The sequence below is a fragment of the Enterobacter sp. MGH 16 genome (genome assembly GCF_000493175.1).
Lineage (GTDB): Bacteria > Pseudomonadota > Gammaproteobacteria > Enterobacterales > Enterobacteriaceae > Enterobacter > Enterobacter roggenkampii.
Map to the genome: position 1 here is coordinate 2,885,424 of NZ_KI535695.1, position 23,801 is coordinate 2,909,224.

The window sequence follows — 23,801 nt, forward strand, 5'->3', positions numbered from 1 at the left end:
TTAAGTCCTTTGTAAACATGACCGGGCTGCGGCGACCACCGCCTGCCCGAAGGAGATCGCTCCGTCACCTGCGGGCAGGCGCGAAGGAAAAAGAAGCGTAAAGTCAGAAAGATAATGACGCAGACGCGCGCACAGCAGACGGTTGTGCAATACCCCGCCGCTGAGGCAGATTGTCGACAGCGACAGGCGCCGGGCGTGAAACGCGGCGAGCTGCGCCAGCCCTTTTGCCAGCGCGTCGTGAAACGCCCAGGCGCGCGCGCAGGGCTCCGCCTGCCAGCTCAGCCACTGCTGCCAGAAAAGCGCGAGGTTATCCACTATCAGCGTCACCGGATGGTCGACACCCGCGCACTGCGATGCCAGGGCTTCCAGCCGGCAGGCGGCTTCACCTTCCCAGGATTGGGTTTCGATACCCAGCGCGCAGGCGACTGCATCAAACAGGCGACCGCAGGACGAGGCCTGCGGCGCGTTGAGGCCGCGCTGGATCGCCGTCGCCAGCAGCGGCCAGTTCTGGCGCTGAACCGCATGGGTTTCCGGATGTTGCTGCCAGTCGGGCACAAACGCCAGGCAGTGGGCGAGCAGATTGCGCCACGGCTGCCGCGCCGCCAGATCGCCACCCGGCAGCGCAACGGCAGGCAGGCCACCCAGATGCGCATAGTCGAGATAGCTGACCCGCAGGCACTCTCCACCCCACAGCGCGCCGTTTTCCCCCATGCCGATCCCGTCCAACGTCAGGGCGATAACGTCTCCGCCATCGCGCGGCCAGCCGTTTTCGGCCAGGCACGCCGCCGCGTGAGCGTGATGGTGGTGTACCTCTTCAAGGGGCAACGCCTGCGCCTGCGCCCACTGGCGAGCGCGATACCCCGGATGGGCATCGCACACCACGCGCGTCGGCTGAAAGGCGTAAATGTCCTGCATCACCGACAGCGCGGAACGCCACTGCGCTTCCACACCCTCGTCACCGAGATCGCCAAAATGCTGGCTCAGCACCGCCTGGTTCCCACGCACCAGGCAGAAGGTGTTTTTCATCTCCGCCCCGGTGCACAGCATGGCGGGAATATTGTCGAACCCGGCAGGCAGCGTGACGGCATCCGGCACAAAACCGCGCGCGCGGCGCAGCATCGCACCGTCCCGATCCATCACCGAATCGTCCATCCGCTGCAGGATATCGCGGTTATGCAGCAGGAAGCCGTCCGCGATGTCGCTGAGCTCATCCAGCGCCTGGCGGTTGGTGACGGCAGGCGGTCTGCCGCTGAGGTTGCCGGAGGTCATCACCAGCGGGCGCTGACAGTCCATCATCAGAAGATGCTGCAGCGGGTTCGCAGGAAGCATGATGCCCACGGAATCCAGACCGGGCGCGATACCTTCCGGGAGCGCGGGCAGCCAGGCTTTTGGCGTGAGCACAATGGGTGCGGCGGGTGAGCGCAGCAGTGCCTGAACCGTCTCCGGCAGGTCATCCGCATGCGGGATCATTACCGCCAGCGGCTTCGACGGGCGCTGCTTGCGTGACCGAAGCGTCGCGACCGCCTGCGGGTTACGCGCATCGCAGACGAGGTGAAAGCTGCCCAGCCCTTTAACCGCAACAATACCGCCGCTTTTCAGCATCGCTACCGCCGCGCGCAGCGCAGCCTCGCTGTCAGCGGTCATGTCGCCCGCACGCCACGCCAGCGCGGGTCCGCAGTCCGGGCAGGCGACCGGCTGGGCGTGAAAACGGCGGTCGGCAGGATTGCGGTACTCGGCTTCACACGGCTCGCAGAGCGGGAACGGCGCCATTGCCGTGGCCGGACGGTCATAGGGCATCGCGCGGATAATGGTAAACCGCGGCCCGCAGTGGGTGCAGTTGATAAACGGATAGCGATAGCGGCGTTCGCGTGGGTCGCACATCTCAGCCAGACACGCCGGGCAGGTCGCGGCATCGGGGACAATCTGGGTGTCCATCGTCCCGGCCCCGCTGTGGCGGATGGTAAAGTCCTCCGGCACGTGCGCCCAGGTAAACGGCTGCGTTTCCACGCGATCAATGCGTGCCAGCGGCGGGCAGTCCTGATGCAGCCTCGCGGTAAAGGCCCCCCCATTACCCGCGAGGCGCACCAGCACGCCCTCTCCGTCATTGCAGACGTCACCGGTCAGCTGAAGCGCCTGCGCCAGCTGCCAGACGAAGGGACGAAATCCCACGCCCTGCACCTTGCCGCGCACCCGCAGCTGAACGCCGTTGCTGCTCATACGGTTCAGAACAGCAGTGATGACGAGGTGTCGAACGCCGCGCGACGGCGCTTTTCGGCGCTCATCTGCTCAAGCTTGTCGCGATCCACGCAGACCAGCGCGTGCGTCGGGCAGGCTTCCATACAGGCCGGGCCGGCCTCACGGTGGTAGCACAGGTCGCACTTGTTGGCTTCGGCTTTCTCCGCCCGCACGCTCAGCCCCATGCCGCTGTTGCGCACCACCGGACGGACCACCACCTCCATCGCGCCATACGGGCAGGCAACCACGCAGGTTTTGCAGCCAATGCAGCGCTCCTGCATCACGTGCACAAAGCCTTTCTCGCGTTTAATCGCCCCGTTCGGGCAGACGTTCGCGCACGGTGCGTCTTCGCACTGGCGACAGATGGCGGCGGTGGAGATATTCACGCCTTTGATGACGTGGATGCGCGGCAGGAAGGTGTCAGGGGTAAGCGACGCGCAGTCCTGCTCCGCCTGATGGGAAACCACGCACGCCACTTCACAGGTACGGCAACCAATACACTTACTGGCATCGGCCATAATAAAACGGTTCATCTGCTTCTCCAGCATTACAGTTATGCGCGGAGATATTCATAAACCGTGCCAACAATTAACACATTGATTTTATAGAACTTTAAAAATCGCAGCGGCGCTGTCATCGTCACTTATGACGATGACAGCTGTCGACATCAGCGGTGTGGGCCGTCAATAACCGAGTCGCGCAGGACAAGCTCGCCGGAGAAGGTTTGCTGATATTTAAACTCGCCGCCGTCGAGCATGAAGATCAGGCGGCTGATGGTCTCCTGAATCATCTCCGTTACCGGAATGCGTACGCTGGAGAGCGACGGCACGATGTAGGGCGCGATGGCCACATCGTCGAAACCGATCACCGACACCGCGTCCGGCGTGGCCACGCCGCTGTCGCGCAGCTGCTTCAGGGCACCGATGGCCATATCGTCATTGCTCGCCACCAGCGCCGTAAAGCGTTCGCCGCGAGCAAGCAGGTCGGACACCGCCGCCGCGCCGCTGGCGGGGTTCCACTTCCCCTGCGCAATCAGCCCCTCGCGCAGCGGAATACCGTGCTGCGCCAGTGCGTCCTTGTAGCCGGAGAGACGCTCGACCCCGGTGGGGGAATCCATCGAGCCGGTGATAAAGGCGATCTCCCGATGCCCTTTCGCAATCAGCTGTGACACCGCGTCCTGGCTGGAGGCTTTATGATCGGACCAGACGCTGTGGCTGCTGTTTTTCCGCAGGCGGCGGTTGAGCACCATAATGGGCTGCTCGCACTTCTCGACGATCGCATCCATCTCATCCACGCTCAGAAAACGCGGATAGATGATCACCGCGTCGCAGCGCATATCCAGCAGATACTGGATCGCCTCGCGCTCCTCATCGGCGCTGTGCTTGCCGTCCGCGAGGATCAGCTGTCGCCCTTTCTCTTCGGTCATGCGCGCGGCGTGAAACAGCAGTTCGCTAAAGTAGACGCCGTGATAAAGGGTGTTCGTCACCACCAGGCCCAGCGTCTGGGTGCGTTTGGTCGCCAGGTTGCGCGCCAGCAAATTTGGGCGATAGCCGCTCTCTTCAATGGCCTGAAACACCCGGTCTTTGGTCTCCTGGCTGACGTAGCCATTACCCGACAGCACCCGGGACACCGTCGCTTTCGAAACGCCTGCCCGCTTCGCCACTTCCAGCATCGTGGTCATGTTTTTTTCCATCCGAAACTCATGCGGGCAGTGTACTGCACTGCAGAAAAATTGTCGCAGCGGCGACATCACGCTTTCGGCACCTCATTGCGACATTCATCACGAAACTAAAAAATGGTCAAAAAGCGATCTTGTTTCATTCATAAAAACTCATAATGATTATGTGGAACCGGTTTCCTACATTTCACACAACGATAACAGGATCACATCCGATGGCCAAAAATTACGCTGCGCTGGCGAACGACGTTATCAGCGCGCTGGGCGGCAAAGAGAACATCGTCGCCGTCACCCACTGCATGACGCGACTGCGTTTCGTTCTGAAAGACGAAACCCTCACCGACGCCGCGCGCCTGAAAAGCATCAGCGGCGTGCTCGGCGTGGTGCGTAACGACAACCAGTGCCAGGTGATTATTGGCAATACCGTCTCTCAGGCGTACCGCGAGGTGGTAAGCCTGCTGCCCGCTGACCTGCAGCCCGCGGTGCCGGAAGGCCCGCAAAAGCTGACGTTACGCCGCATTGGCGCCGGGATCCTCGACGCGCTGATCGGCACCATGTCCCCGCTGATCCCGGCGATCATCGGCGGCTCGATGGTCAAGCTGCTGGCGATGATCCTCGAGATGACCGGCGTGCTGCCCAAAGGCGCACCGACGCTCACCATTTTGACCGTCATCGGCGACGGCGCGTTCTTCTTCCTGCCGCTGATGGTGGCGGCCTCGGCGGCGGTGAAATTCAAAACCAACATGTCGCTGGCGATAGCCATTGCGGGCGTGCTGGTGCACCCGAGCTTTATCGAGCTGATGGCGAAAGCCGCGCAGGGCGAGCACGTTGAGTTCGCCTTTATCCCGGTGACAGCGGTGAAATACACCTACACCGTCATCCCCGCGCTGGTGATGACCTGGTGCCTGTCGTACATCGAACGCTGGGTGGATCGCATCACCCCGGCGGTGACGAAAAACTTCCTCAAGCCGATGCTGATCGTGCTGATTGCCGCCCCGCTCGCCATCGTGCTGATTGGCCCGCTGGGGATCTGGATCGGTAGCGCCATCTCCGCGCTGGTCTACACCATTCACGGCTACCTGGGCTGGCTCTCCGTGGCGATCATGGGCGCATTGTGGCCGCTGCTGGTGATGACCGGGATGCACCGCGTCTTTACGCCGACCATCATTCAGACCATTGCCGAAACGGGCAAGGAAGGGATGGTGATGCCGTCGGAAATTGGTGCCAACCTGTCGCTCGGCGGTTCGTCGCTGGCGGTGGCGTGGAAAACGAAAAACCCGGAGCTGCGCCAGACGGCGCTGGCGGCGGCGGCCTCCGCCATCATGGCGGGGATCTCTGAACCGGCCCTGTACGGCGTCGCGATCCGTCTGAAACGCCCGCTGATTGCCAGCCTGATCAGCGGCTTTATCTGCGGCGCGGTGGCCGGTATCGCGGGTCTTGCCAGCCACTCGATGGCGGCACCGGGGCTGTTTACCAGCGTGCAGTTCTTCGACCCGGCCAACCCGATGACCATCGTCTGGGTGTTTGGCGTGATGGGTCTGGCAGTGGTGCTGTCGTTTATTCTGACCCTGATACTGGGCTTTGAGGATATTCCGGTCGAAGACGAGGCTGAAAAAGCGCGCGCCCTGCAGACCGCACCGGTACAGAACAACGCAGCAAAAGCATAAATTGAAAGCGAGGTAAGAATGTCTGTTTTTCCACAAGGATTTTTATGGGGCGGCGCGCTTGCCGCCAACCAGAGCGAAGGGGCTTACCGTGAAGGCGGAAAAGGGCTGACGACGGTCGATATGATCCCCCACGGCGCGAATCGCCTGGCGGTGAAGCTCGGTAAGGAAAAGCGTTTCTCGCTGCGTGACGACGAGTTCTACCCGAGCCACGAGGCGATTGATTTTTACCATCGCTATAAAGAGGACATCGCCCTGATGGCGGAGATGGGCTTTACGGTGTTCCGCACCTCGATCGCCTGGAGCCGCCTCTATCCGAACGGCGACGAGCCGCTGCCGAACAAAGAGGGCATTGCCTTTTACCGCGCGGTGTTCGAGGAGTGCAAAAAGTACAACATCGAGCCGCTGGTGACCCTCTGCCACTTTGACGTGCCGATGCACCTGGTGACGGAGTACGGCTCCTGGCGCAACCGCAAGATGGTCGATTTCTTCGCCCGCTACGCCCGCACCTGCTTCGAAGAATTTAACGGGTTGGTGAAATACTGGCTGACCTTCAACGAAATCAACATCATGCTGCACAGCCCGTTTTCCGGCGCGGGACTGGTGTTTGAGGAAGGCGAAAACGAAGACCAGGTGAAATACCAGGCCGCGCACCACGAGCTGGTGGCGAGCGCGCTGGCGACCAAAATTGCCCACGAGGTAAACCCGGAAAACCAGGTCGGCTGCATGCTGGCGGGCGGTAACTTCTACCCCTACTCCTGCAAGCCGGAAGACGTGTGGATGGCGCTGGAGAAAGACCGCGAGAACCTGTTCTTTATCGACGTGCAGGCGCGCGGCCGCTACCCGGCCTACTCTGCCCGCGTGTTCCGCGAGAAAGGTGTCGTGATTGTGAAAGATCCGGGCGATGACGAACTGCTGAAAAATACCGTCGACTTTGTGTCGTTTAGCTACTACGCCTCGCGCTGCGCCTCGGCGGACATGAACGCGGGCAACACCAGCGCGGCGAACATCGTGAAGTCCCTGCGCAACCCGCACATTCAGGTGAGCGAATGGGGCTGGGGCATCGACCCGCTCGGGCTGCGCATCACCATGAACATGATGTACGACCGCTACCAGAAGCCGCTGTTCCTGGTGGAAAACGGCCTCGGCGCGAAGGACGTCGTTGATGAAAACGGCGAGATTAACGACGACTACCGCATCAGCTACCTGCGCGAGCATATCCGCGCAATGGGCGACGCGATTGAGGACGGCGTGCCGCTGATGGGCTACACCACCTGGGGCTGCATTGACCTTGTCTCGGCCTCAACCGGGGAGATGAGCAAGCGCTACGGGTTTGTGTACGTCGACCGCGACGACGCCGGGAACGGCACGCTGGAACGGAAACGCAAGAAATCGTTCGGATGGTATAAGAAGGTGATTGCGAGTAACGGAGCGGATCTGGCGTAGCCTGTTTTGCCGGGTGGCGGCTTCGCCTTACCCGGCCTACAAAACCGTAGGCCCGGTAAGCGTAGCGCCACCGGGCGCTGCTCAGAGCTGAGAAAACCCTCCGTTCCCAACCCATCCCGCTAGCCGTGAATACACCACGTCCACCGCCTCTTTCACCGGCGGCGTCATCGGGTAATAAAATCCGACAATGTCCGGCTGAATGCCCAAAAACAGCACCTCGCCCACGTCACCTTTGATCTGATCCACGAGGTAGTTCAGCGGCATATTGTGGGTGGTCATCATAAACATCTCGGCGATATCGTCCGGGTCAATCAGGCGGATCTCGCCGGGGTTGAGCCACATATCGGTGGCATCGACGATTAACAGCCTGTCCGGGCGCAGCTCGCGGATGGCCACCACGTCGTTTTCCGGCGCGCTGCCGCCGTCAATCACCACCCAGTCGCCCTGCGGGTTCGCGGCACACATCTCCGCCAGCAGCGGACCCGCGCCGTCGTCGCCCATCATGCTGTTGCCGACACACAGTAAAACGTCAGTCACGTAATCTCCTCACCATCAGGTAGATGGCGCTCTCCTGATGAATATCATGCAGCATGCCGAGCAGCGTTTTGCTCCACGCCTGCTGCTCCGGGGTTTGTCTGCCGAGCGCCGCGTCAAAGGCGTTGGCGAGCATGGCAATGTGGTTCACATCGATCACGATCTCGCCGTACTTCGGCACGCCTTCCATTTTGCGCCGCGCCGCGCTGCCCTCCTCCAGCGTGGCAATCCACGCCAGGTATTCCGGCCACGGACAGCTCAGCGCGGCCTCCAGGCAGTCAATCACCCCGAGGTGATGCCCAATCGCCAGGCTGTAATAGACCACCTGCTGCGCCGCATCCGGCGTGGCATCGTTCTCATCAATAAACTTACGGCTCAGCTGGCTGAACACCACCGTTTCACTCATCGGATACGCGCCTCGTCGACGATGCTGTTCAGGTTCGCCACAATCTCATTGAGGCGCGGATCGTTTTCCGCCTCCAGCCAGCGTGCGACCTGGTGGTCACCCTGGCTCAGCAGGCGCAGATAATCATCGGCAATCTGACGGCCGTAGCGGTACCCCGCCAGCCTGCGCGCCGTGCGGTCAACCTTCACCCGCAGCGGCTGCACCATGTCCGGGTGCAGAATGGCGGCCGGCTGGTTGTCGAGTTCGCCCGGCTCGCGCGCGTGGATTTTCTGCTCCAGCAGGCCGAGCGCCATCGCGAAGCCGTACAGCGTGGCGGCGGGCGTCGGCGGGCAGCCCGGGATGTAGACGTCCACCGGCACGATTTTGTCGGTGCCGCCCCAGACGCAGTAGAGGTCATGGAAGATGCCGCCGCTGTTGCCGCAGGCGCCGTACGAGATGCAAATTTTCGGGTCCGGCGCGGACTGCCAGGCGCGCAGCGCGGGCGAGCGCATGGCGCGGGTGACGGCCCCGGTGAACAGCAGGATGTCCGCATGACGCGGGGACGGCACCACCTTGATGCCGAAGCGCTCGGCGTCAAACAGCGGCGACAGCGTAGCGAAGATCTCAATCTCGCAGCCGTTGCAGCCGCCGCAGTCCACGCGGTAGACGTAGGCCGAGCGTTTGATTTTTTTCAGCAGCGACGCCTTCATGCTGGCGATGGATTCGTCCACCGTCATCGGCACCGGAATGCCGTTTGCGTCGCGCGGGCCCAGTAGGTTTTCCATCAGCTGGCCTCTCTCATGTGGCGGGTGATATCAATGCGGTCGGACGGCAGCAGGCATTTCTGACGCTTGCACGCCGGGCAGGTTTCGAAGCTTTCGCGGTGGTGTTCCGCGCGCGCGTCGCCGTTGTGCTGCAGCAGCGCAATGGCGTAGTCGATCTCTTTTTGCACGGCGAACGGGCGCTGGCAGACGCGGCAGTGGCACAGGTCAAAGCGCGACTGCTGCAGGAAATCCTCTTTCTTCCACACCGCCAGCTCGTACTCCTGCGACAGGCGAATGGCGACCGTCGGGCAGACCTCCTCACAGCGGCCGCAGAAGATGCAGCGTCCAAGGTTAAACTGCCAGGCCAGCTCGCCGGTTTTGAGATCCGTTTCCACCGTCAGGGCGTTCGACGGGCAGGCGTTGACGCAGGCCGCGCAGCCGATGCACTGCTGCGGGTTGTGCTCCGGCTTGCCGCGAAAGTTTTTGTCGACCGGCATCGGCTCCAGCGGATAGCGGCTGGTCTGCGTGCCGGTTTTGATCACTTTTTTGATAAAGGTAAACATGGCGAGTCCTTATTTCAGCGGCGAGTTCTTACGCTCGATGCTGTAGCGCTCAAGCTCTTTGTACGGCACCACCTGGCTTTTCTTCTTGCGCACGTCCACGACGGTCATGCGGTCGGTGCAGGAGTAGCACGGGTCGAGGCTGCCGATGATCAGCGGCGCGTCGGAGACCGTGTTGCCGCGCAGCATATAGCGCAGGGTTGGCCAGTTGGCGTAGGTCGCCGCTCGGCAGCGCCAGCGGTAGAGCTTCTGGTTGTCGCCGGTCATGCTCCAGTGGATGTCGTCCCCGCGCGGCGCTTCGGCAAAGCCGAGGGCAAAGCGGTTTGGAATGTAGGTGAAGCCTTCCACCATCAGCAGGCCGCCCGGCAGGTTGTCCAGACCGAAGTCGATCATGTTCAGCGCGGTGAACACCTCGTTGATGCGCACCTTCAGGCGGGAAATGACGTCGCAGCCCTGCTCGCTGTGCACGGTCATCGGCAGCAGGCCATAGCCGACGAACGGGTGATCGGCACGGGTGTCGCGGGCGTGGCCGCTGGCGCGCACCATCGGGCCGACGTTGCTGAAGTCGCGGGCGATTTCCGGGTCAAGACGGCCGATGCCCACGGTGCGCTGCTCGATGTTGGGCGTGCTGAGCAGCATATCCACCAGCTCCTGCACGTCGCGGCGCATCTGCTGCGCCAGCTGGCGGGTCTGGATCATGTCGTTTTTCAGCAGGTCGCGGCGGATCCCGCCGATCAGGTTCAGACCGTAGGTTTTGCGCGCCCCGGTGAGGATCTCCGCCATCTTCATCGACGCTTCGCGCACGCGGAAGAACTGCATAAACCCGGAGTCAAAGCCGACGAAGTGGCAGGCCAGGCCGAGGTTCAGCAGGTGCGAGTGCAGGCGCTCCACCTCCAGCAGGATGGCGCGGATCATCTGCGCGCGTTCCGGCACCACGATCCCCATGCCGTTCTCTACCGAGGTGGTGTAGGCGGTGCTGTGGGCGAAGCCGCAGATGCCGCACACGCGGTCAGAAAGAAACGTCACTTCGTTGTAGCCCATGCGGGTCTCCGCCAGCTTCTCCATGCCGCGGTGGACGTAGAACAGGCGGTAGTCGGCGTCGATAATGTTTTCACCGTCAACGAACAGGCGGAAGTGGCCCGGCTCGTCAGAGGTGACGTGCAGCGGGCCGATCGGCACCACGTTATTCTTCTTGCTGCCCAGCTCGTTGATGAACTCGTAGGTTTCGCTGTCGGTAGTCGGCGCCGGACGCTGGCGGTAGTCCATGCTGTCTTTGCGCAGCGGATAGAGTTCGTCCGGCCAGTCGTCCGGCAGCACCAGACGGCGCTCATCCGGCAGGCCAACCGGCACCAGGCCATACATGTCGCGCACTTCACGCTCGCCCCAGACGGCAGCGGGCACGCGCGGCGTGACGGACGGGTATTCCGGTTTATTCGGGTCGACCTCGACGCGCACGGTGATCCAGCACTTCTCGCCCTGCTCCATCGACATCACGTAATACACCGCGTAACTGCCGCACAGCTGGCGCTCGTCGTTACCGAACAGCACCGACAGCCAGCCGCCCTGCTGGTAGTAGAGAAACTCCACCACTTCCGGCAGATAGTTCACCTTAATGGTGACGGTGATCTGGTCTTTGGTTTGCCAGGACTCCTCCAGCACCACGCCCGGGAAAGCCTGATGCAACGCGGCGAGATACTGCTGACCTTTCTTTTCTTCAGACATAAATACTCTCTTTAATCACGCCACCAGCAAGGAGACGAACGCTAAAAATGCAAAACCAAACCCGGCCCAGGTGATGCGGGACGTTTCCACAAAACGCAGGCGCGCCATGCTGTTTTCGAACAGGGCAATGACCAGCACGCCGACCAGCAGCTTGAGGGCGGCAACCACGACGGCCAGCAGCAGACCGCCCGCGGAGAAGTGCGTCATCTGCCCCCACGGGAAGAAGACGCCGACAAACATCTGCAGCACCACCAGCTGTTTGAGGCTGATGCCCCACTTCAGCACCGCAAAGCCGTAGCCGCTGTATTCGGTGAGCGGCCCTTCCTGCAGCTCCTGCTCGGCTTCGGCCAGATCGAACGGCAGCTTGCCCATCTCGATAAACGTGGCGAACGCGCAGGCGCACAGCGCCAGCACCAGCGGAAGGGAGCGGGCAACTGGCCAGTGGTAAACGGTGTCGGTGATAAAGCTGATGTGCGTGGAACCCGCAACCTGCGCGGCGACCCACAGCCCCAGCAGCAGGATCGGCTCAACCAGCACGCCGAGCATCGCCTCGCGGCTGGCACCGATGCCGGTAAACGGGCTACCGGTGTCCAGGCCCGCAATCGCAAAGAAGAAGCGGGCGATGGCGAAGAGGTAGATAAGCGTAATCAGATCGCCAAGCACGGGCAGGGGCGAAGCCACCGTCACCACCGGCAGCGCGGTGGCGACGGTGAGCATCACGCCCACCATCACGAACGGCGTCAGGCGGAAGACCCAGCCTGCGGCATCCGGGGCCACGCTCTGGCGAGAAAGCAGCTTGAAGAGATCGCGGTACTCCTGCAGTACGCCAGGCCCGCGACGGTTGTGCATCCGGGCACGCGCCACGCGCGTGATGCCCGACAGCAGCGGCGCGGCGGCGAACAGCACCAGCGCCTGAAGAATTGCCAGTAACAGACTCATGTCAGGCTCCTCGTGAAATCACAATCACTACCAGCACCGCCAGCTCGATCAACGCCAGACGGCGGAACAGCGCGGGCGCGGCAGCGTTCTGCCAGCCGGGTACCCAGCCCACCGGGTTCAGCCAGTGGCGCAGCTTCAGCACGGCGGCGAAGTTCTCTTTCACCGGCATAGCAAAACCGTGGGCGGTGATGACCATCGACTGTTCGTGTTCATAACCGCAGGCCCACGCGGCACCGCGCGAGCGGGAGGTGAGCCGGTCGCGTTTGAAGAACAGCATCAGCACGAACGGCAGCAGCGGCGCGGCAATCAGCAGCAGTGCAATCATCGGCTGGGAAACGACGGTATGCGCCGTCTCAAGCGGCAGCGGAATGGCGTGGCCCAGCAGCGGCAGCAGCCAAGGCGCGGCAACCCCGCCCGCGATGCAGCACAGCGCCAGCGCGACCACGCTTACGCCCATCAGTACCGGTGCGCAGCAGGCGTTCTCAGCCTCACGCGTACGCGGCGCGCCAAGGAAGGTCACGCCATAGACTTTCGCCATGCACATCACGGCCAGCGCCCCGGTAATCGCCAGCCCGACCGCCAGCAGCGGCCCCAGCAGGCGGGCGATAAACGCCTCGCTCTGACCGAGGGCGAAGAAGGACTGATAGATCACCCACTCCCCGGCAAAGCCGTTCAGCGGCGGCAGCGCGGCCATCGCCATCAGCCCGACCAGCATCGCCAGCGAAATCACCGGCATTTTTTTGCCAATCCCTCCCAGCTTTTCAATATCCCGATGACCGGTGCGGAACCAGACGCTGCCCGCGCCGAGGAACAGGGTGCTTTTAAACAGGCTGTGGTTAACGAGGTGATACAGACCGCCGATAAAGCCGGCGGCAATCAGCGCCGGTTGATTAAGCGCCAGCCCGGTCACGCCCGCGCCCATGCCGAGCAGGATGATGCCGATATTCTCCAGCGTGTGGTACGCCAGAAGACGCTGGATATTGTGCTCCATCAGCGCGTACAGGCCGCCGATAAAGGCGGTGATCATGCCTGCAATCAGCAGCACCACGCCCCACCACAGCGGCGGCTGGCCGCCGGTCAGCGTAATCGCCAGAATCCCGAACAGACCGACCTTCATCACCACCACAGAAAACAGCGCGGCAGCGGGCGCGGAGGCATTCGCATGCGCCTGCGGCACCCAGCCGTGCAGCGGGATAATCCCGGCCAGCAGGCCAAAGCCGATCACGCCCAGCAGCCAGACGTCATTGCCCAGCGGATGCCCGTTAAGCGCAGCGAACTCCAGCGTGCCGAAACGCTGCCACACCCGCCAGCAGGCCAGCGCCAGCAGCAGCGTCCCGAGGCGTCCCAGCGCAAACCACACTTTCCCGGAGGCGCTGCAGCCGGTCAGGAACACGCCGCACAGCGCCATGATCTCCGCCATCACCACCAGCGCGCCGAGGTTGCTGGCGATCACGGTGCAGACCGCCGTCGCCATCAGCAGGTTCACCAGCAGGCCGTTGGCTTTGGCGTGCGGATGGCGGTGCCAGTCGATATTGAACAGGCTGATAAACAGCCCGCACAGGCCAAAGGTCACCAGCCAGATGGCGTTCAGCGGCGTAATCGCAACGGTGTGGCGAATCAGCGGCATCACGGCCTCTGCGGACTGCCCGCCGAGCAGGACAACCCCACCCGCCGCCAGCGTCATCAGGCTGCCGACCGCCCCGCCGATCCCGGCGATCCAGCCGCTCAGGGTTTTATGGAATGACAGAAGCCACGCCAGCACGGCGGCGGCGGCAAAGTACGCCACGGCGCTGGTAATCATCGTAATCGCGTTCATTTCACCCCCTCGTTGAGCGCCTGCAGAAGCGAAAGATCGCCGACGTCGGTATTAATGGTCAGCTCGCGCTTGCGCTTGCTGGTGCGGGCGATGTCGCGAATGTTCACCAGAATCAGCGCTTTGGTTGGACAGGTGCGCACGCAGGCCGGGCCCTGGTCATCGAAGCTGCACAGGTCGCACTTCACCGCCACGGCGCGGATGCCGGGCACCCAGTCCAGCAGCGTGCTGACGCGTGCAGGCGCCGGAGGCGCGGGCGGGGCTTTAGGCGAGTTGGCATTGGCCGGAATATGCAGCGGGCGGCTGCCGGAGAATTCAATCGCACCGAACGGGCAGGCAATGCCGCACAGCTTGCAGCTTACGCACAGACTTTCGTTCAGCTGGACTGCGCCATCCACGCGGGTGATGGCGTTCACGGGACAGACACCCGCGCAGGGGGCATCTTCACAGTGATGGCAGAGCTGCGGGGAAGACTCTTTTTCATTACGCATGACGTGCAGGCGCGGCATGGACTGTAGCCCATGAAGGCGATGCGTTTCCGAACACGCCGCCTCACAGGTTCGACAGCCAATACAGACCGTCGAGTCAGCAATTACAAAACGGTTCACCGGGTTATCCTCTGGTGATAGTCATTTTTGACGAAAAACTGTCTTGTCGACACTTCTCGACACACGGGGGGTCAGGCCACGTTCGCTGAGGTATTTCCGTCCATCAGCTGCTTCAGGTTGACCGGGAGATCGTGTTCAACGGCGGTGTACAGGCCGTTATAAACCGGGGCGATTTTTTCCAGATAGTGCTCCAGTACCTGCTGGCGATCGCGGTTGCTGACGTGGCCGTCCACCATGCCGTCAGCCATCAGCTGCGCCTTCGCAATACACTGTTTTTCACCATCTTTTGTCTCGAGGTAGTACTCAATGGTGTGGCTGTTGAAGTTATCCGCCAGGGTGACGTTGATGGTGAAATGGCCGAAGAGGACAAAGCGCATATCCCCCTGCGCCGCGCAGCTCATCGCGTGGTGAAGACGCGCTTTCGACAACGTAATGCCCTGAACCAGCGAGTTGCAGTAAAGGTGCCACTGATCCTGTAACTGTTGATGACGCTGCGCGATGTAATCTGCTTTTTCGCTGATTTCCCAAATAGTCATAGAAGGTATCCGTTTAATGGAGATAGCGGCTGTTAAGCAGATTCCATGCCAGTTTTTATTTTGCTGATTTTAAAGGGATTAAACTGAAAAACTGCTGTCATCACCGCGGTGTCGACGTGTCATTTCGACAGCGTTGACATCGTCACGCCTTAACAAAAATCAAGCTGGCACTGTTATTGCATTACCGGGGCAATTCATTGAGGAGGCGTCATGCACGAAATCACCCTCTGCCAGCGGGCTCTGGAACTTATCGAACAGCATGCAGTGCAAAACCACGCGAAGCGCGTCACCGGCGTCTGGCTGAAGGTCGGAGCGTTTTCCTGCGTCGAGACCAGCGCCCTGACCTTCTGTTTTGAGCTGGTCTGCCGCGGCACGCTGGCGGAAGGCTGCGAACTGCATATTGAAGAGCAGCAGGCGGAGTGCTGGTGCGAGCAGTGTCAGCAGTACGTCACCCTGCTGTCATCGAAGGTACAGCGCTGCCCGCAGTGTCAGAGCGGCGGTCTGCGCATCGTGGCGGATGACGGCATGCAGATCCAACGCCTCGAAATCGAGAAGGAGTAAAGTATGTGTAGTACCTGCGGTTGCGCCGAAGGCAACCTGTATATAGAAGGGGATGAACACCGCCCCCACTCCGCGTTTCGCTCCGCGCCCTTTTCCCCTGCCCCGCGCCCTGCGGCAGCCCTGACCGGCATTACCTTTGCGCCGCAACGCTCCGATGCGGGCGACCTGCATTACGGCCACGGCGAAGCGGGCATCCACGCGCCGGGCATGAGCCAACGCCAGATGCTGGAGGTGGAAATCAACGTGCTGGACAAAAATAACCAGCTCGCCGCCCGCAACCGCGCCCGCTTTGCCACCCGCACACAGCTGGCGCTGAACCTGGTCTCCAGCCCCGGTTCCGGTAAAACCACGCTGCTGACCGAAACGCTCAAACGCCTCAACGGGCGCGTCTCCTGCGCGGTGATCGAGGGCGACCAGCAAACGGTAAACGACGCGGCGCGCATCCGCGAAACCGGCACCCCGGCAATTCAGGTTAACACCGGCAAAGGCTGCCACCTGGATGCGCAGATGATTGCCGACGCCGCCCCGCGCCTGCCGCTGGCGGATAACGGCATCCTGTTTATTGAAAACGTCGGCAACCTCGTCTGCCCGGCGAGCTTCGATCTGGGTGAACGACACAAGGTGGCGGTGCTTTCGGTGACCGAAGGCGAAGACAAGCCGCTGAAGTACCCGCATATGTTCGCCGCGGCATCCCTGATGCTGCTGAACAAAGTCGACCTGCTGCCGTACCTGAATTTCGACGTGGATAAGTGCCTGGCGTATGCCCGCGAGGTGAACCCGGAGATTGAGATCCTGCTGGTCTCCGCCACGCGCGGCGACGGCATGGACGGCTGGTTACGCTGGCTGGAGAACGAACGATGTGCATAGGCGTACCGGGACAAATCCATTCCCTCAACGGTAATCAGGCCAAAGTCGAGGTCTGCGGCATCCTGCGCGACGTCGACCTGACGCTGGTGGGCAGCACCGATGAAACGGGCGCGTCGCGTCTCGGCCAGTGGGTGCTGGTACACGTGGGGTTTGCCATGAGCGTGATTAACGAAGCGGAAGCCCGCGACACGCTGGATGCGTTGCAAAACATGTTCGACGTGGAGCCGGACGTCGGCGCGCTGCTGTACGGCGAGGAGCGGTAATCATGCGTTACGTTGATGAATACCGCGCGCCGGAGCAGGTGCTGCAGCTTATCGGACACCTCAAAACGCGCGCGGCGCGGCTGGACTACACCAAAGAAAAGCCGCTGCGGATCATGGAGGTGTGCGGCGGGCACACGCACGCGATCTTTAAATTTGGCCTCGACCAGCTGCTGCCGGAGAACATTGAGTTTATCCACGGCCCCGGCTGCCCGGTCTGCGTGCTGCCAATGGGACGCATCGACAGCTGTATCGAGATTGCCAGCCGGCCCGACGTCATATTCTGCACCTTTGGCGACGCGATGCGCGTGCCCGGGAAAAACGGCTCGCTGCTGCAGGCGAAAGCGCGCGGGGCCGACATCCGGATCGTCTATTCGCCGATGGATGCCCTGACGCTGGCAGCGGATAACCCCGCGCGCAAGGTGGTATTTTTTGGCCTGGGGTTTGAAACCACCATGCCCGCGACGGCCATCACGCTGCAGCAGGCGAAAGCGCGCGGCGTCGATAACTTTTTCTTCTTCTGCCAGCACATTACGCTTATCCCTACCCTGCGCAGCCTGCTGGAAGCGCCAGGCAACGGCATTGACGCCTTTCTGGCACCGGGCCACGTCAGCATGGTGATTGGCACAGACGCCTACGGTTTTATCGCTGAACAGTACAATCGTCCGTTAGTGGTGGCTGGTTTCGAACCACTTGATCTACTGCAAGGTGTCACCATGCTGGTTGAGCAGAAAATAGCGGCCCTGAGCGCGGTCGAAAACCAGTACCGCCGCGTGGTGCCGGATGCCGGCAATGAACGGGCTCAGCGTGCCATTGCGGAGGTGTTCAGCGTCGAAGGCGACAGCGAGTGGCGAGGACTGGGGCTGATTGCCGAATCCGGCGTGCGCCTGACGCCAGCCTATCGCGCGTTCGACGCCGAAGCGCATTTCCGCCCGCAGCCGCAGCAGGTTTGCGACGATCCCCGGGCCCGCTGTGGCGAGGTGCTCACCGGCAAATGCAAACCGCATCAGTGCCCGTTATTTGGCAAAACCTGTAACCCGCAAACGGCGTTTGGCGCGCTGATGGTCTCCTCCGAAGGGGCATGCGCCGCGTGGTATCAATATCGCAACCAGGAGTGTGAAGCATGAACACGGTGGAAATGGCGCACGGAAGCGGTGGACAGGCGATGCAGCAGTTGATTAACCGGCTGTTCATGGAGGCCTTTAACAACCCCTGGCTCGCCGAGCAGGAAGACCAGGCGCGCATTGACCTCGCCACCCTCACCGCCCAGGGCGACCGGCTGGCCTTCTCCACCGACAGCTACGTCATCGATCCGCTGTTCTTTCCCGGCGGCGATATCGGCAAGCTCGCCGTCTGCGGCACGGCCAACGACGTGGCCGTCAGCGGCGCCATTCCCCGCTACCTCTCCTGCGGATTCATCCTTGAAGAGGGTCTGCCGATGGAGACGCTCTCGGCGGTGGTGAACAGCATGGCACACACCGCGCGCGAGGCGGGTATCGCTATCGTCACCGGGGACACCAAAGTGGTCCAGCGCGGTGCGGCCGATAAGCTGTTTATCAACACCGCCGGAATGGGGGCTATCCCCGCCAACATTCACTGGGGCGCACAGCGGCTTAGCGCGGGCGACGTGCTGCTGGTAACCGGCACGCTGGGCTGCCACGGAGCGACTATCCTTAACCTGCGCGAAGGCTTAGGGCTGGACGGTGAACTGCGCAGCGACTGCGCGGTGCTCACCCCGCTGATTCAGACGCTGTGTGCTATTCCCGGCGTTAAGGCCTTGCGCGATGCCACCCGCGGCGGGGTGAATGCGGTGGTTCACGAATTCGCCGCAAGCAGCGGGTGCGGAATTGAACTGACCGAGCGTGGCCTGCCTGTAAAAGCTGCCGTGCGCGGGCTGTGCGAACTATTGGGACTTGACCCACTGAACTTTGCTAACGAAGGCAAGCTGGTGATCGGCGTGGAACGCGCGGCGGCGGAAGCCGTTCTTGCAGAGCTGCGCGCGCATCCATTAGGGAAAGAGGCCGCCATCATCGGCGAAGTGGTTGAGCGCAAGGGGGTGCGCCTGACCGGACTTTACGGCGTGAAGCGCACGCTGGACCTGCCGCACGCGGAACCCTTACCCCGAATTTGCTAGAGCCGCGCCATAAGCGGTCAGCACTGAATGTCTCTTTTTTGCCAGTTTCTATTGGAAAGCAATAATGCCGTATACACCGATGAGCGATCTTGGACAGCAGGGCCTGTTTGATATCACGCGTACACTTTTACAGCAGCCCGATCTCGGCGCGCTGAGCGATGCCCTGACGCGGCTGGTCAGGCAATCAGCGCTGGCCGACAGCGCGGCGATTGTACTGTGGCATAGCGGAACGCACCGCGCGAGCTACTACTCAACGCGCGATAATGGCAAAACGTTTGAGTACGAAGACGAAACGTATCTCGCGCATGGCCCGGTGCGCCGTATTCTCTCCCGTCCGGAAGCGCTGCACTGCAACTTTGAGGAGTTTCGGATGGCGTGGCCGCGGCTCGCGGAGAGCAATCTCTACCAGCCGTTCGGCCACTACAGCATGCTGCCGCTCGCGGCGGAGGGACATATTTTTGGTGGCTGCGAGTTTATTCGCACGACCGACCAGCCCTGGAGCGAGGCGGAATACGAGCGTCTGCACACCTTTACCCAGATTGTGGCCGTCGTCGCGGAGCAGATCCAAAGCCGCGTGACCAATAACGTGGATTACGACCTGCTGAGCCGCGAGCGCGACAACTTCCGCATTCTGGTCGCCATCACCAACGCCGTGCTGTCGCGCCTTGATATGGACGAGCTGGTCAGCGAAGTGTCGAAAGAGATCCACCACTATTTCAAAATCGATGCCATCAGCATCGCGCTGCGCGGCCATCGCAAGGGCAAGCTGAACATCTACTCCACGCATTATCTGGATGAAGCCAACCCGGCGCACGAGCAGAGCGAAGTGGACGAAGCGGGCACCCTGTCTGAGCGGGTATTTAAAAGCAAAGAGATCCTGCTGCTCAACCTGAGCGAGCAGGACCCGGTGGCTCCGTACGAGCGGATGCTGTTTAACACCTGGGGCAACAAGATTCAGACCCTGTGCCTGCTTCCCCTGATGTCCGGCAACACCATGCTGGGGGTGCTGAAGCTGGCGCAGTGTGATGAAGCCGTGTTTACCACCGCCAACCTGAAGCTGCTGCGCCAGATCGCCGAGCGTATCTCCATCGCGCTGGATAACGCCCTCGCCTATCAGGAGATCCACCGCCTGAAAGAGCGGCTGGTGGATGAGAACCTGGCCCTGACCGAACAGCTCAACAACGTGGACAGCGAGTTTGGTGAAATCATCGGGCGCAGCGACGCCATGTACAGCGTGCTCAAGCAGGTTGAGATGGTGGCGCAAAGCGACAGCACGGTGCTGATCCTTGGCGAAACCGGTACGGGTAAAGAGCTGATTGCCCGCGCCATCCACAACCTGAGCAACCGCAACAGCCGTCGGATGGTGAAGATGAACTGCGCGGCGATGCCTGCAGGCCTGCTGGAAAGCGACCTGTTCGGCCACGAGCGCGGTGCATTCACCGGGGCCAGCAGCCAGCGGCTGGGCCGTTTTGAGCTGGCGGACAAGAGCTCGCTGTTTCTCGACGAAGTGGGCGATATGCCGCTGGAGCTACAGCCGAAACTGCTGCGCGTCCTGCAGGAGCAGGAGTTTGAACGTCTTGGCAGCAACAAGCTTATCCAGACTGACGTGCGGCTGATTGCCGCCACCAACCGCGACCTGAAAAAAATGGTTGCCGACCGCGAGTTTCGCAGCGATCTCTACTATCGCCTGAACGTCTTCCCGATCTTCCTGCCGCCGCTGCGCGAGCGCCCGGAAGATATTCCCTTGCTGGTCAAAGCGTTTACCGCCAAGATCGCGCGTCGGATGGGTCGAAATATCGACAGCATTCCTGCCGAGACGTTACGTACCCTTTCATCGATGGAGTGGCCCGGCAACGTGCGCGAGCTGGAAAACGTCATCGAGCGTGCGGTGCTGCTGACGCGCGGCAATGTGCTGCAGCTCTCCCTGCCTGAAGTGACGCTGCCTGACGTGACCGTACCCGCCGCCGAGACGGCGAAAGAGGGAGAAGATGAATATCAGCTCATTATGCGCGTACTCAAAGAGACCAACGGCGTGGTCGCCGGGCCAAAAGGTGCCGCCCAGCGTTTAGGGTTAAAACGCACTACCCTGCTGTCGCGCATGAAGCGTCTCGGGATCGATAAAGAGAGCCTGGTTTAAGCCCCCAATCCGGCGGTGTTTTTCTGGCACCGCCTTTCGTTACCCTGCGCAATTGTCCCTCATTGACACAAAATCGTTTCCTCTGTATAAAATTCCGCCTTAATAATGAGTTTCATTTGCATCAATAATAATATTAATCAAGGGTAGCGTTTCATGAAGAAGGTCATCTGCGCGTTAGGCCTGGCGGTTGCGTCGGTCAGTTCTGCTCTGGCAACCACATATCCTCTGACGATTGAAAACTGTGGCTATAAAGAGACATTCACCAAAGCGCCGGAACGCGTCGTGGCTCTGGGTCAGAATACCGTCGAAATTCTGCTCCTGCTGGGGCTGGAAGATAAGGTGAAGGCCAGCGCCTTCTGGCCGACGAAAGTGCTGCCGCAGCTGGCGGACCAGAACGCAAAAATCAAAACCCTGACGGTCGAAATCCCTACCCTTGAATCCGTGCTTGCGCAAAATCCCGACTTTGTCCCCGCGCAGTCACCGCTGCTGCTGGGGCCAGAAAGCAAGGTCGCAAAACGCGACGATCTGATGACCCTGGGCGTGAACAGCTACGTGTCCCCGGGCATGTGTGCGACCAAAAAAGCCACCGGCGATATGTACGGCAGCCGCCAGAAACTGTGGGATATGACGTATCTCTATCAGGAGATTGAGGATTTCGCCAAAATCTTTAACGTTGAAGACCGCGGTCAGGCCGTGATTGCCGATTTCAAAAAACGTGAGGCCGACTTGCGTAAGGAATTCGGCAAGAACAAAAAAGACCTATCGTTTGTCTTCTGGTTCTCCAGCTCATCCCCCTCTGCGGACGCCTACGTAGGCGGTAAAAATAGCCCCTCCGGGTTTATCGCCAGCCTGATGGGCGGACATAACGCCATCACCTCCGAGACCGAATGGCCAACCGTGGGCTGGGAAAGCATTATTGCCGCCAATCCGGATGTGATTGTGGTCTCGAGCCTGGATCGCAACCGCTGGGCGCTGGATAACGCGGAAGAGAAAATCAAATTCCTGAAAAGCGATCCGGCCGTCAGCCAGCTGGACGCGGTGAAAAAAGGCCATATCGTGGTGATGGACGGTCAGGCCATGAACCCGACAATTCGCACGATTTACGGGGCTGAGCAGGTTGGCGAACAGCTCAGAAAACTGGGGCTGCACTGATGACCACCGCTGTCCTTCAGGCCAGGCAGAGCCTGGTTCTGACGACCTCGTGTTTGCTCGCCTTTGTCCTGCTATTTCTGGTTATCGCGCTGAGCGTCAGCGTCGGCGAGCTGTCCATCCCGCTGGATAACGTGTTTTACGCCATCAGCAATAAAATGGGGCTCACCGAGGTTCCGCTCACTCGCATCTATGAAAGCGTCATCTGGGACTTTCGCCTGAGCCGCGCGCTGGTGGCGGCCTGCTGCGGCGCGGGGCTGGCCATCTGCGGGGCCGTATTGCAGAGCCTGCTGAAGAACGCGCTGGCGGAACCCTACGTGCTCGGCGTGTCCGCGGGCGCGTCGACCGGGGCGGTTTCTGTTGTCGTATTGGGGATCGGCACCGGTGCGGTCTCCCTTTCTGCCGGTGCCTTCGCCGGGGCGTTCGCCGCATTTGCGTTTGTCGCGTTTCTGACGAACGGGGCGCGCGGCGGGAATGAACGTACGATTCTGGCAGGCGTCGCCGCCTCGCAGCTTTTTAACGCCATTACCGCCTACACCATTAGCACCTCCGCCAGTGCCCAGCAGGCGCGCGACGTGATGTTCTGGCTGCTGGGCAGCTTCAGCGGCGTACGCTGGCCTGAATTCCAGCTGGCACTGGTCGTGGTGCTGATTGGGTTAGCCGTGTGCCTCTACTATTCCCGGGCGCTGGATGCCTTTACGTTCGGTGATGACGCCGCAGCGTCGCTGGGCATTGCTGTCCCCTGGGTGCGCCTGGCGCTCTTTACCACCACCGCGCTGATCACCGCGACCATCGTCAGCATGGCGGGGTCAATCGGCTTTGTCGGGCTGGTGGTGCCGCACGTCATGCGTTTCCTGTTCGGGCCGCTGCACCGCACGCTGCTGATTGCCAGCGCGCTGGCAGGCGCGATCCTGATGGTGCTGGCAGACATTGCCTCGCGCATGCTGATTGCGCCGCAAAGCCTGCCCGTCGGCGTGGTCACCGCGCTGGTTGGCGTTCCGTTCTTTGCCGTGATTATCTACCGCTCAAGGAATAAGTGATGAGCATCCGCGCTGAAAATATTACCTGGAAGGTCGGCAAAAAAGTCATCGTTAATGACGTCTCGCTGAAGGTTTCCCGGGGCGAAACGGTAGGACTGCTTGGCCCTAACGGCTGCGGTAAATCGTCTCTTTTACGTATCCTCGCGGGGCTGCGTCGCCCGGATGCGGGCTGTGTGACGCTGGACGGCCAGGACATCTCTCGTATTGCCAAAAAGCAGCTGGCCCGCCGGGTCGCCTTCGTGGAGCAGCACGGCATGACTGACGCCAACATGCGCGTGCGCGACGTGGTCAAACTCGGGCGGATTCCGCACCACTCCGCCTTTTCCAACTGGAGCACGCACGATGACGAAACCGTCACCGCCGCTCTGCAGCGCGTGGATATGCTGGATAAAAGCGACCAGGGGTGGCTGAGCCTCTCCGGCGGTGAGCGCCAGCGCGTCCAAATTGCCCGCGCGCTGGCCCAGACCCCGACGGAAATCCTGCTGGATGAACCAACAAACCACCTGGACATTCATCATCAGATGCAGCTGATGCAGTTGATCAGCGAATTACCGGTCACCAGCATTGTCGCTATCCACGATCTCAACCACGCCTCGATGTTCTGCGACTCGCTGATTGTGATGCAGAAAGGGCAAATTGTGGCGACAGGGACACCGCAGGACATCCTGTCCGAGTCGTTGCTCTGGGACGTCTTCCGGGTCAAAACCAAAATCGAGATCTCGCCGTTCCATGGCAAAAAACACATTCACTTTATCGTTTAGGGGCGAGT

23 protein-coding genes are annotated in these 23,801 nt (G+C 61.3%); 11 read left to right on the top strand and 12 right to left on the bottom strand.

From position 1 onward, the window contains the following. The 3 genes from hypF to L362_RS09285 form a co-directional block, all read right to left on the bottom strand. The gene (hypF, locus tag L362_RS09295; RefSeq protein ID WP_023344791.1) at window positions 1-2,217 is read right to left on the bottom strand and encodes a carbamoyltransferase HypF; all 2,217 of its coding nucleotides are present in this window, start codon (window positions 2,215-2,217) and stop codon (window positions 1-3) included. Window positions 2,218-2,222: 5 nt separating this feature from the next. Then, complete coding sequence (gene hydN / locus L362_RS09290) at window positions 2,223-2,768, bottom strand: electron transport protein HydN (protein WP_008499565.1); 546 nt, start codon at window positions 2,766-2,768, stop codon at window positions 2,223-2,225. A 134-nt stretch (window positions 2,769-2,902) separates the two neighbouring features. Continuing rightward, on the bottom strand, window positions 2,903-3,916 hold the full coding sequence (locus L362_RS09285) for a LacI family DNA-binding transcriptional regulator (RefSeq protein WP_032638031.1): 1,014 nt from the start codon (window positions 3,914-3,916) through the stop codon (window positions 2,903-2,905). 212 nt (window positions 3,917-4,128) lie between these two features. Between L362_RS09285 and ascF the strand changes: the two genes are divergently transcribed. Together ascF and L362_RS09275 are read left to right on the top strand one after the other, a co-directional pair. After that, a complete protein-coding gene (ascF, locus tag L362_RS09280) occupies window positions 4,129-5,580 on the top strand; it encodes a PTS cellobiose/arbutin/salicin transporter subunit IIBC (protein WP_008499568.1) in 1,452 nt (483 codons plus the stop codon). A gap of 18 nt (window positions 5,581-5,598) precedes the next feature. Continuing rightward, window positions 5,599-7,023, top strand: a complete 1,425-nt coding sequence (locus L362_RS09275) for a 6-phospho-beta-glucosidase (protein ID WP_023325962.1) — start codon at window positions 5,599-5,601, stop codon at window positions 7,021-7,023. Window positions 7,024-7,104: 81 nt separating this feature from the next. Here L362_RS09275 and hycI read toward each other — a convergent pair whose 3' ends face one another. The 9 genes from hycI to hycA all read right to left on the bottom strand — a co-directional run bounded on the left by hycI (window position 7,105) and on the right by hycA (window position 14,884). Further along, complete coding sequence (gene hycI, locus L362_RS09270) at window positions 7,105-7,560, bottom strand: hydrogenase maturation peptidase HycI (RefSeq protein ID WP_023344793.1); 456 nt, start codon at window positions 7,558-7,560, stop codon at window positions 7,105-7,107. Beyond that, complete coding sequence (locus L362_RS09265; RefSeq protein ID WP_023344794.1) at window positions 7,553-7,963, bottom strand: formate hydrogenlyase maturation HycH family protein; 411 nt, start codon at window positions 7,961-7,963, stop codon at window positions 7,553-7,555. Before L362_RS09265 ends, hycI begins: the two co-directional genes overlap by 8 nt. Beyond that, window positions 7,960-8,727, bottom strand: a complete 768-nt coding sequence (locus L362_RS09260; protein WP_021241938.1) for an NADH-quinone oxidoreductase subunit B family protein — start codon at window positions 8,725-8,727, stop codon at window positions 7,960-7,962. Before L362_RS09260 ends, L362_RS09265 begins: the two co-directional genes overlap by 4 nt. Beyond that, window positions 8,727-9,269: a formate hydrogenlyase complex iron-sulfur subunit gene (locus L362_RS09255; RefSeq protein WP_008499573.1), complete on the bottom strand. Its 543-nt coding sequence runs from the start codon at window positions 9,267-9,269 to the stop codon at window positions 8,727-8,729. The genes L362_RS09260 and L362_RS09255 overlap by 1 nt, the downstream gene beginning before the upstream one ends. 9 nt (window positions 9,270-9,278) lie before the next feature. Beyond that, the gene (gene hycE / locus L362_RS09250) at window positions 9,279-10,988 is read right to left on the bottom strand and encodes a formate hydrogenlyase subunit HycE (RefSeq protein WP_023344795.1); all 1,710 of its coding nucleotides are present in this window, start codon (window positions 10,986-10,988) and stop codon (window positions 9,279-9,281) included. Window positions 10,989-11,003: 15 nt separating this feature from the next. Beyond that, window positions 11,004-11,927, bottom strand: a complete 924-nt coding sequence (locus L362_RS09245; protein ID WP_023294425.1) for a respiratory chain complex I subunit 1 family protein — start codon at window positions 11,925-11,927, stop codon at window positions 11,004-11,006. 1 nt (window position 11,928) lies between these two features. After that, window positions 11,929-13,743, bottom strand: a complete 1,815-nt coding sequence (gene hycC, locus L362_RS09240; RefSeq protein ID WP_023344796.1) for a formate hydrogenlyase subunit 3 — start codon at window positions 13,741-13,743, stop codon at window positions 11,929-11,931. Next, window positions 13,740-14,348 carry a 4Fe-4S dicluster domain-containing protein gene (locus L362_RS09235; protein ID WP_023344797.1) on the bottom strand — a complete coding sequence of 203 codons (609 nt, stop codon included), beginning with the start codon at window positions 14,346-14,348 and terminating at the stop codon, window positions 13,740-13,742. The genes hycC and L362_RS09235 overlap by 4 nt, the downstream gene beginning before the upstream one ends. A 71-nt stretch (window positions 14,349-14,419) precedes the next feature. Then, window positions 14,420-14,884, bottom strand: a complete 465-nt coding sequence (hycA, locus tag L362_RS09230; RefSeq protein ID WP_023344798.1) for a formate hydrogenlyase regulator HycA — start codon at window positions 14,882-14,884, stop codon at window positions 14,420-14,422. Between the two features lie 210 nt (window positions 14,885-15,094). Here hycA and hypA point away from each other — a divergent pair, with 210 nt between their 5' ends. The 9 genes from hypA (at window position 15,095) to L362_RS09185 (ending at window position 23,793) form a co-directional block, all read left to right on the top strand. Then, the gene (gene hypA, locus L362_RS09225) at window positions 15,095-15,445 is read left to right on the top strand and encodes a hydrogenase maturation nickel metallochaperone HypA (RefSeq protein ID WP_023344799.1); all 351 of its coding nucleotides are present in this window, start codon (window positions 15,095-15,097) and stop codon (window positions 15,443-15,445) included. A gap of 3 nt (window positions 15,446-15,448) precedes the next feature. Next, entirely contained in the window at window positions 15,449-16,312 is an 864-nt protein-coding gene (gene hypB / locus L362_RS09220; RefSeq protein ID WP_023344800.1) for a hydrogenase nickel incorporation protein HypB, read from the top strand. Next, window positions 16,303-16,575 (top strand): HypC/HybG/HupF family hydrogenase formation chaperone, encoded by a 273-nt coding sequence (locus L362_RS09215; RefSeq protein WP_008499582.1) that lies wholly within the window; start codon window positions 16,303-16,305, stop codon window positions 16,573-16,575. The genes hypB and L362_RS09215 overlap by 10 nt, the downstream gene beginning before the upstream one ends. Before the next feature lie 2 nt (window positions 16,576-16,577). After that, window positions 16,578-17,699, top strand: coding sequence for a hydrogenase formation protein HypD (gene hypD / locus L362_RS09210; protein ID WP_023344801.1), 1,122 nt, complete (start codon window positions 16,578-16,580; stop codon window positions 17,697-17,699). Beyond that, complete coding sequence (gene hypE / locus L362_RS09205) at window positions 17,696-18,706, top strand: hydrogenase expression/formation protein HypE (RefSeq protein WP_023344802.1); 1,011 nt, start codon at window positions 17,696-17,698, stop codon at window positions 18,704-18,706. The genes hypD and hypE overlap by 4 nt, the downstream gene beginning before the upstream one ends. Window positions 18,707-18,770: 64 nt before the next feature. Continuing rightward, window positions 18,771-20,843, top strand: a complete 2,073-nt coding sequence (gene flhA, locus L362_RS09200) for a formate hydrogenlyase transcriptional activator FlhA (protein ID WP_023344803.1) — start codon at window positions 18,771-18,773, stop codon at window positions 20,841-20,843. Between the two features lie 153 nt (window positions 20,844-20,996). Then, complete coding sequence (locus L362_RS09195) at window positions 20,997-21,995, top strand: siderophore ABC transporter substrate-binding protein EitA (protein ID WP_023344804.1); 999 nt, start codon at window positions 20,997-20,999, stop codon at window positions 21,993-21,995. Further along, window positions 21,995-23,032, top strand: a complete 1,038-nt coding sequence (locus L362_RS09190; RefSeq protein ID WP_023294435.1) for a FecCD family ABC transporter permease — start codon at window positions 21,995-21,997, stop codon at window positions 23,030-23,032. The genes L362_RS09195 and L362_RS09190 overlap by 1 nt, the downstream gene beginning before the upstream one ends. Continuing rightward, window positions 23,032-23,793 carry a siderophore ABC transporter ATP-binding protein EitC gene (locus L362_RS09185; protein WP_023344805.1) on the top strand — a complete coding sequence of 254 codons (762 nt, stop codon included), beginning with the start codon at window positions 23,032-23,034 and terminating at the stop codon, window positions 23,791-23,793. Before L362_RS09190 ends, L362_RS09185 begins: the two co-directional genes overlap by 1 nt. Window positions 23,794-23,801: the final 8 nt, after the last annotated feature.